The following is a 15,702-nucleotide window of genomic DNA, read 5'->3' on the forward strand; positions in this document are numbered from 1 at the left end:
GTCGTGCTGCCGCCGCCCCCGCCGCCGGTCGATGTTTACGTCCTGCCGACGCCGGTCTTCGGCCCCGTGCCGGTCTGGGTCAGGCCGCCGCGTGACATCGTGCCGCCGCCGAACGACATCATCTTCAACAACATTCACAACACGACCGTCATCAACAACAACACGACGATCAAAAACGAGCCGGCCAATCAGGCCGCACAGCCGAGCGCCAATGCACCGAGCGGCCTCACCACCGGGCAGAAGATGGCGGTTGGCGCGGGCGCGGCCGCAGTGGCGGCCAAGGTGGCGCTGCCGCCGGTGCTGCAGAAAAGGGCGGTGCTGTTCAAGCAAAATCAGGGCGGTCAGCCGCTGAAGCCGGGCCAGGCTGCCACGCAGGGCCAGCTGCCTGGTGCGACGCCGCAATCGCTGAAACCAGGCCAGGCTGTCACGCAGGGCCAGCAGCCGGGTGCGACGCCGCAGGCGAAGACGACGGGCAAGCTCCCGACCGGTCACGCCTTGCCGGGAGCTGATGGCAAGGCGCTGCCACTCGTCAACGGCAAGCCGGTGCTCAACGGCCAAAACGCGCCCAACAGCAAGGTGCTGGGCAAGCAAGGCACTGGCAACCAGCAGGCTACCGGGAATGCCGGCGCCCCCGTTACGGGCAACGGCCAGCAGAACGGAGTTGTCGACGATCAGGGCAAGAAGGGCAAGTTCCGCAAGTTGCCGACCGTCAATGGCGCGCCGGGCGAGAACGGGCAGAACGCCCAGCAGAGGTTCGGGAAGAACAATGCGAATGCGTTGTCCGGCCAGAACGAAGGCAGACCGAGGAAGCTGACCCGCAAGGATCTGCCGGCAGGCCAGACAGCTGTCGGACCGAGCGATCAAGGCACGGTCAACGGAGGCGATAGAGGTAAGAAGTTCCGCAAGCTGCCGACCGTCAATGGTGCGCCGGCCGACAACCGGGCGAGCGTGCAGGAGCGGCTCAGGAGAAACAATCCGAGTGTGTTCTCCGACCAGAATCAGGGTTCGGCCAACGCAAACAGGAAGTTTCGCAGGCTGCCGAACGGCGAAGAGGGTTCCGCCGGCGCAGGCATCAACGTCCAGCGCAGCTTCAAGCAGGAAAGGCCGAACGTGCAGGTGCTCAGGCCGCAAAGGCCAGAGTTCCAGGCGCAGCCAAGGCCTCAGATGCAAGAGAGACACCTGCAGCAGTTGAGGCCTGAGCCTCAGATGCAAGAAAGACGCTTGCAGCAACCGCGGCCTCAGCCTCAGATACAGGAACGGCGCCTGCCGCAGCAGCTCAAGGAGCAGCCGCCGCAGGGAAACAAGAAGCCGACCTGCGGGCGTCCTGGCGAGCCGCCCTGCCAGCAGTAGGCCAGCAAGGCTTGCTTGGCCGCAGGCGGCAACGCTCGTTCATGGGCCGGATTTTCCGGCCTATGAATTTGCGAGGTAGAGAATGTGACGGAGCAGTCCGTCAAAGCAGACAAGGCCGCTCTGGTCACGCCGGGAGCGATTGCGGGAAAAGGTGAAGGTTCGGGCTCGGCGACTTCGCCATAGCCTCCGGTGCAGAATTGCATCCCAGGGCGAGAGAGCGGCTCGCCGTTTCCGTGAAACGCTCTGGCCCTTATGAGCTCGGAGACATTCGTTTCGCCGTGCCGCCGCGCTGGTTGATCGACACCCAGGTGTTCGGGTTCTGCTGCGACTGGCGTTTCAGGAAATAATAGCCGGTGGCGTTCCAGGGGCGGATTTCGTCGACCAGATTGTCCAGCACGAGATCGCCCTTGTCGGTCTTCACCGTCAGAATGGTGTGGCCCTCATTGTGGAGGTCGCGCACCACCGTCATCAGCAGCGCCTGCCGGGGGAAGCCCGCTTCCAGGAGCAGCTTGCGCTTGTAGAGCGCGTAGATCTTGCAGTCGCCCTTGCCGTCCGTCGGATAGTCCCAGTGGTCCATCGTCGTGCCCCAGTGGTCATAGTTGCTGACGGGCTTGATGGAGCGGTTCGCCTTCTGGTTTACCCGCTTGAGGATGCCCATGTTCTGCGCGGTCAGCCTGACGCTTGTGGCAGGCAGGGCAGGCACTTTGCATTCCTTCGGCCGGCGATGACAGAAATCGAGCCAGCCATATGGGACGCTGGTGCTGCCGCCGACTGCGGCGGAACTCGCAGCCGTTAGCTTGAACAGCGACGACTGCGCCGCTGCGGGGCCGACTTGCAGCGATGATGCGCCAACCAGGGAAACGAGGCCAATGAGGAAAGAAGAAGTCAGGACGCCAGGAGAACGCTGCATTGCCGACACCACCGCAACGAGAAGACTGGCGACAAGCTAATGCGCAAACGCCCGCCCCGCCAATTGAACAATTAATAATGTCCTAACACGATTGTGTTCACTTCAAGGTGGAGCCAGAATCAACCCGCCTGGCGCGCGGAGACTGATCCGGATGGTCGTTCGCCAGGCAGTGGACGATAGACCTCAAACCCTGGTGCCGCCCACCGTCATCTGGTTCATCCGCAGATGCGGCTGGCCGACGCCGACGGGCACGCCCTGTCCGGCCTTGCCGCACATGCCGATGCCGGTGTCGAGCTTCATGTCGTTGCCGATCATGCTGACGCGGTGCATGGCGTCCGGCCCGTTGCCGATCAGCATCGCGCCCTTGATCGGCTGCGTCACCTTGCCGTTCTCGATCATGTAGGCTTCGGTGCAGCCGAACACGAACTTGCCCGACGTGATGTCGACCTGGCCGCCGCCGAAGGAAACGGCGTAGATGCCGTTCTTGACCGAGGCGATGATCTCTTCCGGCTCCATGTCGCCCGAGGTCATGTAGGTGTTGGTCATGCGCGGCATCGGCTGGTGCGCATAGCCTTCGCGGCGGCCGTTGCCGGTCGCCTTCATGCCCATCAACCTGGCGTTCTGGCGATCCTGCATATAGCCGACGAGCTTGCCGTCCTCGATCAGCACGTTGCGCGCCGAGGGCGTCCCTTCATCGTCGACGGTCAGCGAGCCGCGCCGCTCGGGGATGGTGCCATCATCGACCACGGTGACACCCTTCGCCGCCACCTGTTGGCCCATCAGGCCGGCGAAAGCCGATGTCTTCTTGCGGTTGAAGTCGCCTTCGAGCCCGTGCCCGACCGCCTCGTGCAGCATCACGCCCGGCCAGCCGCTGGACAGCACGATGTCGAACGTGCCCGCCGGCGCAGGGACGGCCTCGAGATTAACCAGCGCCTGCCGCAGCGCCTCGCTGGCGGCATGCTTCCAGCTTTCCTCGCCGACGAACTCGCCAAAACTCTTGCGGCCGCCCATGCCGTAGGAGCCGCTCTCCTGCCGGTCGCCATCGCCGACCACCACGGAAACGTTGATCCGCACCAGCGGGCGGATGTCGCGCACAATCTGGCCGTCGCCGCGCACGATCTCGACATGCTGCCATGAGGCGGCAAGCGACGCCGTCACCTGGCGCACGCGCGGATCCTTGGCGCGCAGCCAGCTGTCGATCTCCTGTAGCAGCTTGGCCTTGGCCTCGAAGGAAGGCGAGGGGATAGGGTTCTCGTCGCCATAGAGATGGCGGTTGGTGCGGGCGGGCGCTCCGGCCAATGTGCCGGAATAGCCGCCCTTGACCGCCGAGACGGCGTCGGCCGCGCGCAGCAGCGAGGCTTCGGAGAGATCGCTCGAATGCGCATAACCGCTGGCCTCGCCGGCCACGGCACGCAGGCCGAACCCCTGGTCGGTGTTGAAATTGGCCGTCTTCAGCCGGCCATTATCGAACATCAGCGCTTCGTTCTCGCTGTATTCGAGGAACAACTCGCCGTCGTCGGCGCCCTTGATGGTCTCGGTGACGATCTCCTTGACGCGATCGTCGGAAATGTCGAATTGGCCGATCAGGCTGTTCATGGCAAATCCATTCGTGGAAACAAATCGCTCCTCGGCATGTAGGCGCGAAGCCGCCGTCGCACAATCGCCAACTGGGTCAAGCCGACGATTGCGCCGCCATCAGTTGCCGCTGACGAAGTCCTTGATGTTGCCGGCCATCGCGTTCCAATTGGAAAACTGCTCCTCGAGATTGGCCCTGGTGATGCCGCCGGCAAAGCTGACATCCATCTTAAAATTCGAGCCGTCGCCCGAATAGGCCCTCACCCAGCGGTATTTTGCGTTCCAGGCGTTGGCTTGGTCAGCGGTAAGCGGGTCGGCGTAGCCGGTCGCGAATTGCAGCGACTTGCAGTTCTCGCGGTCTTCGCAGCCGTAGAAATAGATCAGGTATTTAACGCCGTCGATCCGCCCCGAAATCATCGGATCGCCGTTGTCGTCCTTGCCCATCCTGGCGGAACCGAAGCCCTTGGCGATATCGAGGATCGCCGCCGGCTCGGGCCTCTGGAGGATTTCAGCGTCCTCGGCCCGGGCGACCGAAACCGCACCGGCCAGCGCCAGCCCAGCGATGAAAGCGGACAATGACGTGCGCATGGAGCCTCCTGCCGCTAAATCCGCATTCGCCATCCGACCTCAGCGTCGGAAATGGCCGCGGTGCATGGTCAAGAAGATCAAGGTAGGGCGGCGAAGCCGTCTGCAAAGCCCTTGAGATCGACGGGAATGCCAATGCCTTCCTCGGGGGTCTGGAAGACGATGAAGGTGGCCGACGTGCCGCTCTTCAGCGTGTCGAGCAGCGGTTTTTCAAGGATCACCTCGGCGTAGCAGCCATCCTGGAAGCAGCGCACGAAATAGGCGCGGCCGATATCCTTGCCGTCGACATTGAGGCCAAGCCCGTTGGGCAGGAGCACGCCGAGCGGCGCCAGCACGCGCAGGATCTCGGCCTTGTTGTCGGCTGTGCGCAGCACCACGACCGAAAGCCCCATTTCAGGGCGGTCCTCGGCGACGACGTTCTGCATCATCACGCATTGCTCTGAAGTAGCACCTGCAGGCGTATCGCAGATGATCGACCATGCGCCATGCGTCGACTTCACCGTGCCGCTCGGCGGCTTGGCGTCGTTAGGCGAGGCGGGGGCGCCGACGGCTACGCCGACACCGAGCAAGGCGACGGCAAGGACGACCTTCGCCAGGGTTCTCGAAAGCCAGGAAGTCATAACGGCTCCATTGCGAATCACGGCACTTTAAGCCGCGCCGGGGCCAAGTAAAGGACGAGACCTCCGCCGGTCCGCCCCGATACCGGCAATTGCATGCTTTTCCAAAGCAAATTCGCCCGAATTGCGACCGTCGCGCATATAGCATGGCGGGCGCCGAACGCAGCCTTCGGCCTGCGCGCAAAAATGCCGCACGGTTTCCTCCGCTCCTTTCTTGCGGAGGGAAATAGAGTATGGTTTGAACCAGCCTCGGGACAGCCCGGGATTCCCAATTCCGGTGTCGTCCGTTATTGGTGCGACCAGATCGCGGGAAGTGGGAGACGAGAGGGCGATGAGGAAATTCCTGGCAAGCGCTGAATTCTTGGCAGGTACGGCAGCTTCGGCCGTGCTCTTCTCCAGTGCGGCGGCTCGTGCCGACCAGCCGCGGGAATGGGAGATGACCTTCCAGGCGCCCGCGACCGACATGATGCGGCAGATCGAGCGGTTTGGGAACTACACCATGTGGTTCATCGTCCCGATCACCATCCTTGTGCTGGTGCTTCTGCTGGTCTGCATCGTTAGGTTCCGCGCCAGTGCCAATCCAGTGCCGTCCAGAACCAGCCACAACACGCTGATCGAGGTGATCTGGACGGTCGGGCCGGTGATCGTGCTCCTGCTCATCGCCATTCCCTCCTTCCAGCTGCTCACGGCGCAGTACACGCCGCCGGAAGAAGCTAAGCTCACCGTCAAGGCGACCGGCAACCAGTGGAACTGGGATTACGAGTACCAGGTCGACAAGACCTTCTCCTTCAACTCGGCGGTTCTTCAGGATGCCGACCGCGCCAAGGCCGGCAAGGAAGATCGCGCCCGCTATCCGCGTCTGCTGGCGGTCGACAACGAGCTGGTCGTGCCGGTCAACACCATGACCCGCGTGCTGATCACCGCCACCGATGTCATCCACTCCTTCGCCGTGCCGTCCTTCGGCATCAAGATGGATGCCGTCCCCGGCCGCACCAACGAGACCTGGTTCAAGGCGGAGAAGGAAGGCCTCTACTACGGCCAGTGCTCGCAGCTCTGCGGCAAGGACCATGCCTTCATGCCGATCGCCGTGCGCGTGGTGTCCGATGCGCAGTTCAAGACCTGGCTGGATACGGCCAAGACCGACGTGCCCGCCGCCAACAAGGCGCTGATGGCCGAGATCGATGGTACCAACAAGGTAGCGGCCGCCGGCAACTGATGCCGCGGGTTAGCAAGATTTAGGGAACGGAGCGGAACATGGCAGAGGCTGCAGCTCACGATCACGGCGACCACAGGCCGCATGGCTGGGTCCGCTGGGTCTACTCGACCAACCACAAGGACATCGGCACGCTCTACCTGATCTTCGCGATCATGGCCGGCATCATCGGCGCCGCGCTCTCGGTCGCCATCCGCATGGAGCTGCAGGAGCCGGGCATCCAGATCTTCAGCGGCCTGGCGCAGATGGTCTACGGCATGCAGGGCGACGCCGCCATCGACGGCGGCAAGAGCATGTACAACGCCTTCGGCGCCGCGCACGGCCTGATCATGATCTTCTTCATGGTCATGCCGGCGCTCATCGGCGGCTTCGCCAACTGGATGGTGCCGATCATGATCGGCGCGCCGGACATGGCCTTCCCGCGCATGAACAACATCTCGTTCTGGCTGCTGCCGCCGGCTTTCATCCTGCTGCTCTCCTCGATGTTCGTGCCGAGCGCGCCGGGCGCCTTCGGCGTCGGCGGCGGCTGGACCATTTATCCGCCGCTCTCGACATCCGGCCAGCCCGGCCCGGCGATGGACCTGGCGATCCTCTCGATCCATATCGCCGGCGCGTCGTCGATCCTCGGCGCCATCAACTTCATCACCACCATCTTCAACATGCGCGCTCCCGGCATGACGCTGCACAAGATGCCGCTGTTTGCCTGGGCGGTGCTGATCACCGCTTTCCTGCTGCTGCTCTCGCTCCCGGTTCTGGCTGGCGCCATCACCATGCTGCTCACCGACCGCAATTTCGGCACCGCTTTCTTCGTGCCGGATCAGGGCGGTGACCCGATCCTCTTCCAGCATCTGTTCTGGTTCTTCGGCCATCCCGAGGTGTACATCCTGATCTTGCCGGGCTTCGGCATCATCAGCCATATCGTCTCGACCTTCTCGAAGAAGCCGGTGTTCGGCTATCTCGGCATGGCCTACGCCATGGTCGCGATCGGCGCCGTCGGCTTCATCGTCTGGGCGCACCACATGTACACGACCGGCCTGTCGCTCGACACGCAGCGTTACTTCGTGTTTGCCACCATGGTCATCGCTGTGCCGACCGGCGTGAAGATCTTCTCCTGGATCGCCACCATGTGGGGCGGCTCGATCTCCTTCAAGCCGCCGATGCTGTGGGCGCTGGGCTTCATCTTCCTGTTCACCATCGGTGGCGTCACCGGCGTTCAGCTGGCCAATGCCGGTCTCGACCGCTCGCTGCACGACACCTATTTCGTGATCGCCCACTTCCACTACGTGCTGTCGCTGGGCGCGGTGTTTGCCATCTTCGCCGGCTGGTACTACTGGTTCCCGAAGATGACCGGCTACATGTACTCGCCGGTTATCGCCAACACCCACTTCTGGGTGACCTTCGTCGGCGTCAACCTGATCTTCTTCCCGCAGCACTTCCTCGGCCTCGCCGGCATGCCGCGCCGTACCGTCGACTATCCGGACGCGTTCGCCGGCTGGAACATGGTGTCGTCCTACGGCTCCTACATCGCGGCCGTCGGTGTCGCGATCTTCCTCTACGGCGTGTTCGAGGCCTTCCAGAAGAAGCGCGTCGCCGGGGCCAACCCGTGGGGCGAGGGCGCCACCACGCTCGAATGGCAGCTGCCTTCGCCGCCGCCATTCCACCAATGGGAACAGCTGCCGAAGATCAGGTAGGCAGCGTCCCGACGCATACGAGACCGCCGGCTTGCCCGGCGGTCTTGGCCAACGGAATGATGGACTTTAAGTACGCATGGCCCTTGCCAAAGACAGATTGATGGAGGAAGCGGGTTTTCGCATGTCGGAAGCGACCGCAGGCGATTTCTTCGCCCTCCTGAAGCCGCGTGTCATGTCGCTGGTCGTCTTCACGGCCTTTGTCGGCATGATCGCGGCGCCCGTCGCCATCAATCCGCTCATGGCGGTGATCGCCATCCTCGCAATCGCCATTGGCGCCGGTGCTTCCGGCGCGCTCAACATGTGGTACGACGCCGACATCGACGCCGTGATGACGAGGACCGCCGGCCGCCCGGTGCCGTCCGGTCGCGTCACCCCAGGCGAGGCGTTGAGCTTTGGCCTTGTGCTGTCGGTGCTGTCGGTGATGACGCTCGGCGTGCTGGTCAACTGGCTGTCGGCATCGCTTCTCGCCTTCACCATCTTCTTCTACGCCGTCATCTACACCATGTGGCTGAAGCGCTGGACGCCGCAGAACATTGTCATCGGCGGCGCCGCCGGCGCCATCCCGCCGGTAATCGGCTGGGCCGCCGTGACCGGCTCGGTCAGCCTCGAAAGCGTGATCCTGTTCCTGATCATCTTCCTGTGGACGCCGCCGCATTTCTGGGCGCTGGCTCTCTTCAAATCCGACGACTACGCCCGCGCCGGCATCCCGATGATGCCGAATGTCGCCGGCCATGCCTCGACCCGTAGGCAGATCTTTGCTTATGCGCTGATCCTGGCGCCGGTCGGGGTGCTGCCCTGGGCGCTCGGCTACACCACGGCCGGCTACGGCGTCGTCTCGGCGGCCCTCGGCGCGGGCTTCGTCTGGTATGCCTGGAAAGTGCTTGCCATGGCCGACGACGATCGCGCGATGAAGCCGGCCAAGGCCCTGTTCGGCTACTCGCTGCTCTATCTCTTCGCTATCTTTGCCGCCTATCTCATCGATTGCGTGATTGGGCGCGCCCTCATGATGGGGGGAGCATGATCGTGGCTGACAAGAAACTCGAACTGGTCACGCTGACCGAACGCCAGCAGAAGGCCCGCCGCAACCGCTCCATCGCCATCGGTCTTGCGTTGGCAGCGCTGGTCGTCGTCTTCTATGCCGCCACCATCGTGCGCTTCGGTCACAGCGGAGCCAGCATCACCGGCTCCGGCCTGCTGGGAGGCGGCTGATGGGCGGCGAGGCCAGCAGCAAGCCCCGCAAGGTGAACAACGGCATCGTCGCCGCCGTCTGCCTCGCCTTCTTCACCGGCATGGTCGGCATGGCCTATGCGGCGGTGCCGCTCTACAAGATGTTCTGCCAGGTCACCGGCTATGGCGGGACCACGCAGCGCGCCGAGAAGCAATATGCCGGCCGCGTGCTCGACCGTGATATCACCATCCGCTTCGATGCCAACACCAACGGCATTCCATGGCAGTTCGAGCCTGTCGCCCGCTCGGTGACGATCAAGATCGGCGCGACGGCGCAGGCGCATTACAGCGCCACCAACAAGTTCGATCGCACCATTACCGGCCGCGCCTCGTTCAACGTGCAGCCGGAAATGGCCGGTGCCTATTTCAACAAGGTGGAGTGCTTCTGCTTCACCGACACGACGCTGAAACCCGGCGAGACGCTGGACATGCCGGTCGTGTTCTATGTCGATCCAGACATCGTCAACGTGCCGGAACTCAAGGACTTGAAGGCCATCACCCTGTCCTACACGATGTTCCCGGTCGAAAACAAACAGCCGGTCGCCTCCTCGGCGCCGGCCGCTGGCAGCAGCAACAAAGTTCCAGATTCCGACGCAAGCCTCGGGGGTTGATATGGCAGACGCGCACGCAAAACCACAACACGACTACCATCTCGTCAACCCCAGCCCCTGGCCTTTCCTGGGTTCCGTCGGCGCGCTGGTCACCGCCATCGGCGGTGTCTGCCTGATGCAGTATCTGAAGGGCGGCAACTTCCCGGTCTTCGGCCACAACATCGCCAATCCGTGGCTGTTCTTCATCGGCATGATCATCGTGCTCTACACGATGTTCGCCTGGTGGTCGGACACCATCAAGGAAGCGCATGAGGGCCACCACACGCGCGTCGTTTCGCTGCACCTGCGCTACGGCATGATCATGTTCATCGCCTCCGAGGTGATGTTCTTCGTCGCCTGGTTCTGGGCCTTCTTCGACGCAAGTCTCTTCCCCGGCGAGGCGAACCAGTATGCCCGCACCGCCTTCACCGGCGGCGTGTGGCCGCCGAAGGGGCTTGAAGTCCTCGATCCCTTCCACTTGCCGCTCTACAACACCATCATCCTGCTTCTGTCGGGCACGACAGTGACCTGGGCGCACCACGCGCTTCTGCATGGCGACCGCAAGGGCCTGATCAACGGCCTGGTGCTGACCGTCGGCCTCGGCATGCTGTTCACCATGGTGCAGGCCTACGAGTATATGCACGCTCCGTTCGGCTTCAGGGATTCGATCTACGGCGCCACCTTCTTCATGGCGACCGGCTTCCACGGCTTCCACGTCATCATCGGCACCATCTTCCTGCTGGTCTGCCTGATCCGCGCGTGGCGCGGCGACTTCACCCCGAAACAGCATTTCGGCTTCGAGGCGGCCGCCTGGTATTGGCACTTCGTTGACGTGGTCTGGCTGTTCCTGTTCAGCGCCATCTATGTCTGGGCCTCCAACGGCGCACTGATCGAAGGCCATTAAACCGACTGGTTTAGGAATCCCAAGGGGCGGCTGCGGCGACGTGGCCGCCTTATTCTTTGGGGCAAAAAGGTCTAGGGTGGGAACATGAGCGAAGACAAGGCGATCTGGCCACCTATCGATCCGATCTCGGCCGGCCTGCATGGCCGCTGTCCGCGCTGCGGCGAAGGCAGGCTGTTCTCGGGTTTCCTCACCGTCGGCAAGCGCTGCTATAATTGCGGACTCGACTATTCCTTCGCCGATGCGGGCGATGGGCCGGCCGTGTTCGTCATCCTGATCATCGGCTTCGTCGTCGTTGGCCTCGCATTGTGGATGGAGGTGACGTTCAGTCCGCCGCTCTGGCTGCACTTTATGTTGTGGCTACCGCTCGCCCTGGTGCTGTGCCTGACGGCGCTGCGCCTGATCAAGGGCGTGCTGATCACCTTGCAGTACTCCAAGAAGGCTGCTGAAGGCAGGCTGGAATCCCAAGAATGAATGAGACTACAGGCTCGGTTGCCGACCGTTCGCGGCCGCGCTTAGCGTTGCTCATCGGTCTCGGCCTCATCCTGTTCGCCGTCCTGATCGGGCTCGGCACCTGGCAGGTCCAGCGCCTGCACTGGAAGGAAGGCCTGCTCGCGACCATCGACAAGCGCACCCATTCCGCACCGCTGGCTCTGGCGGACGTCGAGAAGGAATTCGCCGCCTCCCACGATGTCGACTACACGCCCGTGACGGTAACAGGCACTTTCCTGCATCAGGGCGAGCGGCACTTCTTTTCCACCTGGCAAGGCGACAGCGGCTTCAACGTCTACACGCCCCTGCAGCTCGAGGACGGCCGCTTCGTGCTCGTCAACCGCGGCTTCGTTCCCTATGACCTCAAGGATCCCTCCAAGCGCCGGCAGGGCGAAGTCGCCGGCAAGGTGACGGTGACCGGACTCGCCCGCAATCCGCTGCCTGCAAAGCCGTCGATGATGCTTCCCGACAATGACGTCGCCAAGAACATCTTCTATTGGAAGGACCGCGACGTCATGGCGGCGACCGCCGGTCTGCCTGCCGGGTTCGTGCTGGTGCCGTTCTTCGTCGATGCCGACAAGACGCCGAATCCTGGCGGCCTGCCGGTCGGTGGCGTCACCATCATCGACCTGCCGAACAACCATTTGCAATATGCCGTCACGTGGTACGGGCTGGCCGCCGCCCTTGCAGCCGTGCTGATCCTGAGGTTGCGCCGCCCGGCGAAGGAGCAGTGAGCGTCCTCGCTCTTGACAGGGCGGGGGTGCGCACCTCATTTCGCCTAATCAAACAGATAGAGCATGATGTCGTCCGAAAACCGCTTCACACTTTTCGGCATCATGTTCTTGGTTCCGACTGAATCGGCCTTGCATTCATGACCCAGAAAAAGCCACCGCTGACGATCAGGCTCTGCCAGCCGCGCGGCTTCTGCGCCGGTGTCGACCGCGCCATCCAGATCGTCGTGCTGGCGCTGAAGAAATATGGCGCGCCGGTCTATGTCCGCCACGAGATCGTGCACAACCGCTACGTCGTCGAAGGGCTGCAGAGCTTGGGCGCCGTCTTCATCGAGGAACTGTCCGAGATTCCGCCGGAGCATCGCCAGTCGCCCGTGGTCTTTTCCGCGCATGGCGTGCCGAAATCGGTGCCGGCGGACGCGCAGGCGCGCAATCTCTTTTACCTCGACGCCACGTGCCCGCTCGTGTCCAAGGTGCACAAGCAGGCGATGCGCCACCAGCGGCTTGGTCGCCACGTACTCCTGATCGGCCATGCCGGTCACCCGGAGGTGATCGGCACGATGGGACAATTGCCGGAAGGCGCGGTGACACTGATCGAGACCGAGGCTGACGCCGCGCGTTTCGTGCCCGTCGACGCTTCGGCGCTGGGCTTCGTCACCCAGACGACCTTGTCGGTCGAGGACACCGCCGGCATCATCCGGGCGCTCCAGGAGCGGTTTCCCGAACTGCATGCGGCCGCGGCCGAATCGATCTGCTACGCCACCACCAACCGCCAGGAAGCGGTGAAGGAGACAGCGGCCGGCGCCGATCTTTTCCTTATCGTCGGCGCTCCCAATTCGTCCAATTCGCGTCGCCTTGTCGAAGTGGCGGAGCGCGCCGGCGCGACAATGTCGCTTCTCGTGCAGCGCGCCGCCGAAATTCCGTGGGATGAGATCGCCGGGATCAGGACGCTCGGCCTGTCGGCCGGCGCCTCGGCGCCGGAAATCATCGTCGACGAGATCATCGACGCGTTCCGGCAACGCTTCGACGTCACCATCGATCTGGCCGTCACGGCCACGGAAACGGAGGATTTTCCGGTGATGCGGGTTTTGCGCGATGTCGAACTGACGGCGGCCGACATGGCCTTCGTCAACGGAGCGGCGTGAAACCGGATGGCCGTCTACACCGACGTCAACGAAGGCGAGCTGACCGCATTCCTCAAGGCCTATCCGGTGGGTGAGCTGCTCTCCTACAAGGGCATCGCCGAAGGCACCGAGAATTCCAATTTCCTGGTTCACGCCTCGACCGGCTCCTACATCCTGACGCTCTACGAGAAGCGGGTCGACAAGGCCGACCTGCCGTTCTTTCTCGGCCTGATGGGCCATCTCGCCAGGAAAGGCATTTCCTGCCCGCTGCCGGTGACCGCGCATGACGGCACCGTCATCGGCACGCTCGCCGGCCGGCCTGCGGTCATCATCACCTTCCTCGAAGGCCTGTCGCTCAGGCGGCCGACGGCCGCGCATTGCGCGGAAGTCGGCAAGGCGCTCGCCGGCCTCCATCTCGCCGGCCAGGATTTTCAGATGCGAAGGCCGAACGCGCTGGCCATCGACGGCTGGCGCAAGCTCTGGGCGGCCTCGCGCCAGCGCGCCGACGAGGTCGAGCCAGGGCTGGCGGCCGAGGTCGACGCCGACTTCAGCGATTTCGAGCGCAACTGGCCCACCGGCCTCCCTAAGGGCATCATCCATGCCGATCTGTTCCCGGACAACGTCTTCTTCCTCGGCGAGAAGCTTTCGGGGCTGATCGACTTCTATTTCGCCTGCGACGACCTCTACGCCTATGATGTCGCCACCTGCCTCAACGCCTGGTGCTTCGAGAAGGATTTTGCCTTCAACCTGACCAAGGGGACGGCGCTGCTGGCCGGCTACCAGTCGGTGCGGCCGCTTCAGGACGACGAGAAGGCGGCGCTGCCGATGCTGGCGCGCGGCTCGGCGCTGCGCTTCATGCTGACCCGCCTCTATGACTGGCTGACCATTCCGGATGGCGGGCTGGTGATGAAGCGCGATCCGACCGAATATATCCGGCGCATGCGCTTCCACCGCGCCATCAAGTCGCCATCCGAATACGGGCTGACATGAACAAGCAGATCGAGATCTTCACCGACGGCGCCTGCTCAGGCAATCCCGGGCCGGGCGGCTGGGGCGCAGTGCTTCGCTACAACGGCGTCACCAAGGAGCTGTCCGGCGGCGAGGCCGAGACCACCAACAACCGCATGGAGCTGCTGGCCGCCATCACGGCGCTCAACGCGCTGAAGGAGCCTTGCGCGGTCGACCTCTACACCGACAGCAAATACGTCATGGACGGCATCTCGAAGTGGATCCACGGCTGGAAGAAGAACGGCTGGAAGACCGGCGACAGGAAGCCGGTCAAAAATGGCGAGCTCTGGCAGGCGCTCGACGAGGCCAACCGGCGTCACAAGGTCGTCTGGCACTGGGTTAAGGGCCATGCCGGGCACCCGGAGAACGAGCGCGCCGACGAACTGGCCCGGCAGGGCATGGCACCGTTCAAGAAGGGCCCGGTGAAGCCTGTTTTGGCGGCGCAGCCCGCAGCGCAGCCGAAGCGGCCGGCGGCTGCGAAGGCGCGACGCTCGACCCAGAGCTACTGATCGGCCATCGAGCCCGCATCTGATCGGAGAAAGTTTGCCTTGCCGATCGCTTATTACATTACCCATCCGCAGGTTCGGATCGACGCCAACATTCCGGTGCCGGAATGGGGGCTGTCTGACATCGGCCGGGCAAGGGCTGTTGCGATGCTCGATCAGCCCTGGGTTAGCTCGACAGGGCGCATCGTGTCGTCCGCTGAACGCAAGGCGGTCGAAACTGCGGAAATCCTGGCGAAGCACCTTCATCTTGAGGTCGAGGTGCGGGAGCGGATGCACGAGAACGACCGGTCGGCGACGGGCTTCCTGCCGCCGTCGGAATTCGAAGCGGTTGCCGACGAGTTCTTCGCCAGGCCGCACGACAGTATCCGCGGATGGGAAAGGGCGATAGACGCACAGCGGCGCATCATGGACGAAGTCGACGCCGTGCTTGGCACCGGCCTCACCGGCAACTTGGCTTTCATTGGCCATGGAGGCGTGGGGACACTTCTGCTGCTTCTGCTCGATTCCCGCCAAATCAGTCGTGTCGCGGATCAGCCGGCGGGCGGCGGCAATTACTTCGCCTATGACATTGAGGCTCGCCGCATCCTGCACGGCTGGCGCCCCATCGACGAACTGGCGCCGCATAGCGGCATTTGATCGTCAGCGGATCAGCAGCGCCGTCGAGAACATGCCGAGCGCGAACACCGTGTGCGCCAGGAGGTTGAGCGCGCGCACCTTCATCGGATTGGGAAGCTTGGACGCCGCCCAGCCGGCGCCCATGCCCGGCGCAAGCAGGAACCAGCCCGCCCCGACCGTGACGATGCCGAGGATGAAGGCCGGCAGGAATGTCGGCGCCGCCAGCCAGCCCGCGCCGGCGAGCACGACAAGGATCACGCCGTAGAGAATGCCAACGAGGTAGTGGAATGCCCAGCCGAGCGCCTTTTCATGCGCATAAGGTGCCGCCTTGCCGATATCGTCGTGAAAAACCCTCTTCGGCAGATGCCGCACCCAGCGTCCGACCATGCCCCAGTTGGGCAATGGCAGGCCGAACGCCTTGTTGAGGACGATCGCCCAGACATCCATGAATACTGTGGCGCCGACGCCGATCCCCACTGCGCGCCAGACGGTGTCAAACATCACAGCATGATCCCGAACCGAAGGTCAGCGAACGCAAAAAGTGGAACTGGTTTTCGGACAAGATCA

General features: G+C 63.5%; 17 protein-coding genes and 1 pseudogene. 13 read left to right on the plus strand and 5 right to left on the minus strand.

The genetic code is table 11. The features are described from left to right. Positions 1–1,350 (plus strand): annotated as a pseudogene (locus FJ423_RS33800) (peptidase C14 caspase catalytic subunit p20); the annotation flags it as partial. 250 nt (positions 1,351–1,600) lie between these two features. Here the strand turns inward: FJ423_RS33800 and FJ423_RS31130 are convergent. From FJ423_RS31130 to FJ423_RS31145, 4 genes are all read right to left on the minus strand, one after another. After that, positions 1,601–2,260, minus strand: a complete 660-nt coding sequence (locus tag FJ423_RS31130; RefSeq protein WP_181174962.1) for a transglutaminase-like cysteine peptidase — start codon at positions 2,258–2,260, stop codon at positions 1,601–1,603. A gap of 183 nt (positions 2,261–2,443) precedes the next feature. Next, positions 2,444–3,856, minus strand: a complete 1,413-nt coding sequence (gene tldD, locus FJ423_RS31135) for a metalloprotease TldD (RefSeq protein ID WP_140847274.1) — start codon at positions 3,854–3,856, stop codon at positions 2,444–2,446. 99 nt (positions 3,857–3,955) lie between these two features. Beyond that, the gene (locus FJ423_RS31140; RefSeq protein WP_181174963.1) at positions 3,956–4,423 is read right to left on the minus strand and encodes a YbjN domain-containing protein; all 468 of its coding nucleotides are present in this window, start codon (positions 4,421–4,423) and stop codon (positions 3,956–3,958) included. Between the two features lie 77 nt (positions 4,424–4,500). Continuing rightward, positions 4,501–5,040 carry an invasion associated locus B family protein gene (locus FJ423_RS31145; protein WP_095766761.1) on the minus strand — a complete coding sequence of 180 codons (540 nt, stop codon included), beginning with the start codon at positions 5,038–5,040 and terminating at the stop codon, positions 4,501–4,503. Between the two features lie 328 nt (positions 5,041–5,368). Here FJ423_RS31145 and coxB point away from each other — a divergent pair, with 328 nt between their 5' ends. The 12 genes from coxB (at position 5,369) to FJ423_RS31205 (ending at position 15,156) form a co-directional block, all read left to right on the plus strand. After that, positions 5,369–6,253 carry a cytochrome c oxidase subunit II gene (gene coxB / locus FJ423_RS31150; protein WP_140847279.1) on the plus strand — a complete coding sequence of 295 codons (885 nt, stop codon included), beginning with the start codon at positions 5,369–5,371 and terminating at the stop codon, positions 6,251–6,253. Between the two features lie 38 nt (positions 6,254–6,291). Further along, positions 6,292–7,941 (plus strand): cytochrome c oxidase subunit I, encoded by a 1,650-nt coding sequence (ctaD, locus tag FJ423_RS31155; protein ID WP_095766763.1) that lies wholly within the window; start codon positions 6,292–6,294, stop codon positions 7,939–7,941. Between the two features lie 76 nt (positions 7,942–8,017). Continuing rightward, positions 8,018–8,962 (plus strand): heme o synthase, encoded by a 945-nt coding sequence (locus FJ423_RS31160; RefSeq protein ID WP_140847282.1) that lies wholly within the window; start codon positions 8,018–8,020, stop codon positions 8,960–8,962. Next, entirely contained in the window at positions 8,959–9,150 is a 192-nt protein-coding gene (locus FJ423_RS31165; RefSeq protein WP_140541531.1) for a hypothetical protein, read from the plus strand. Before FJ423_RS31160 ends, FJ423_RS31165 begins: the two co-directional genes overlap by 4 nt. Further along, positions 9,150–9,779, plus strand: coding sequence for a cytochrome c oxidase assembly protein (locus FJ423_RS31170; RefSeq protein ID WP_140847285.1), 630 nt, complete (start codon positions 9,150–9,152; stop codon positions 9,777–9,779). Before FJ423_RS31165 ends, FJ423_RS31170 begins: the two co-directional genes overlap by 1 nt. A gap of 1 nt (position 9,780) precedes the next feature. Beyond that, positions 9,781–10,662 (plus strand): cytochrome c oxidase subunit 3, encoded by an 882-nt coding sequence (locus FJ423_RS31175; RefSeq protein ID WP_140847288.1) that lies wholly within the window; start codon positions 9,781–9,783, stop codon positions 10,660–10,662. Positions 10,663–10,746: 84 nt separating this feature from the next. After that, positions 10,747–11,133 carry a DUF983 domain-containing protein gene (locus tag FJ423_RS31180; protein WP_140847290.1) on the plus strand — a complete coding sequence of 129 codons (387 nt, stop codon included), beginning with the start codon at positions 10,747–10,749 and terminating at the stop codon, positions 11,131–11,133. Then, positions 11,130–11,885, plus strand: coding sequence for an SURF1 family protein (locus FJ423_RS31185; protein WP_181174964.1), 756 nt, complete (start codon positions 11,130–11,132; stop codon positions 11,883–11,885). The genes FJ423_RS31180 and FJ423_RS31185 overlap by 4 nt, the downstream gene beginning before the upstream one ends. 137 nt (positions 11,886–12,022) lie before the next feature. Next, entirely contained in the window at positions 12,023–13,027 is a 1,005-nt protein-coding gene (gene ispH, locus FJ423_RS31190; RefSeq protein ID WP_140541535.1) for a 4-hydroxy-3-methylbut-2-enyl diphosphate reductase, read from the plus strand. A gap of 6 nt (positions 13,028–13,033) precedes the next feature. Beyond that, positions 13,034–13,996 carry a homoserine kinase gene (locus FJ423_RS31195; RefSeq protein WP_140847293.1) on the plus strand — a complete coding sequence of 321 codons (963 nt, stop codon included), beginning with the start codon at positions 13,034–13,036 and terminating at the stop codon, positions 13,994–13,996. Then, the gene (rnhA, locus tag FJ423_RS31200) at positions 13,993–14,523 is read left to right on the plus strand and encodes a ribonuclease HI (protein ID WP_140847296.1); all 531 of its coding nucleotides are present in this window, start codon (positions 13,993–13,995) and stop codon (positions 14,521–14,523) included. The genes FJ423_RS31195 and rnhA overlap by 4 nt, the downstream gene beginning before the upstream one ends. Positions 14,524–14,562: 39 nt before the next feature. After that, positions 14,563–15,156, plus strand: coding sequence for a histidine phosphatase family protein (locus FJ423_RS31205; RefSeq protein ID WP_140847299.1), 594 nt, complete (start codon positions 14,563–14,565; stop codon positions 15,154–15,156). 3 nt (positions 15,157–15,159) lie between these two features. Here the strand turns inward: FJ423_RS31205 and FJ423_RS31210 are convergent, their stop codons facing one another. Beyond that, positions 15,160–15,636 (minus strand): DUF2938 domain-containing protein, encoded by a 477-nt coding sequence (locus FJ423_RS31210; protein ID WP_140847302.1) that lies wholly within the window; start codon positions 15,634–15,636, stop codon positions 15,160–15,162. Between the last annotated feature and the right edge of the window lie 66 nt (positions 15,637–15,702).

Source organism: Mesorhizobium sp. B2-8-9, from assembly GCF_006439475.1.
GTDB lineage: Bacteria > Pseudomonadota > Alphaproteobacteria > Rhizobiales > Rhizobiaceae > Mesorhizobium.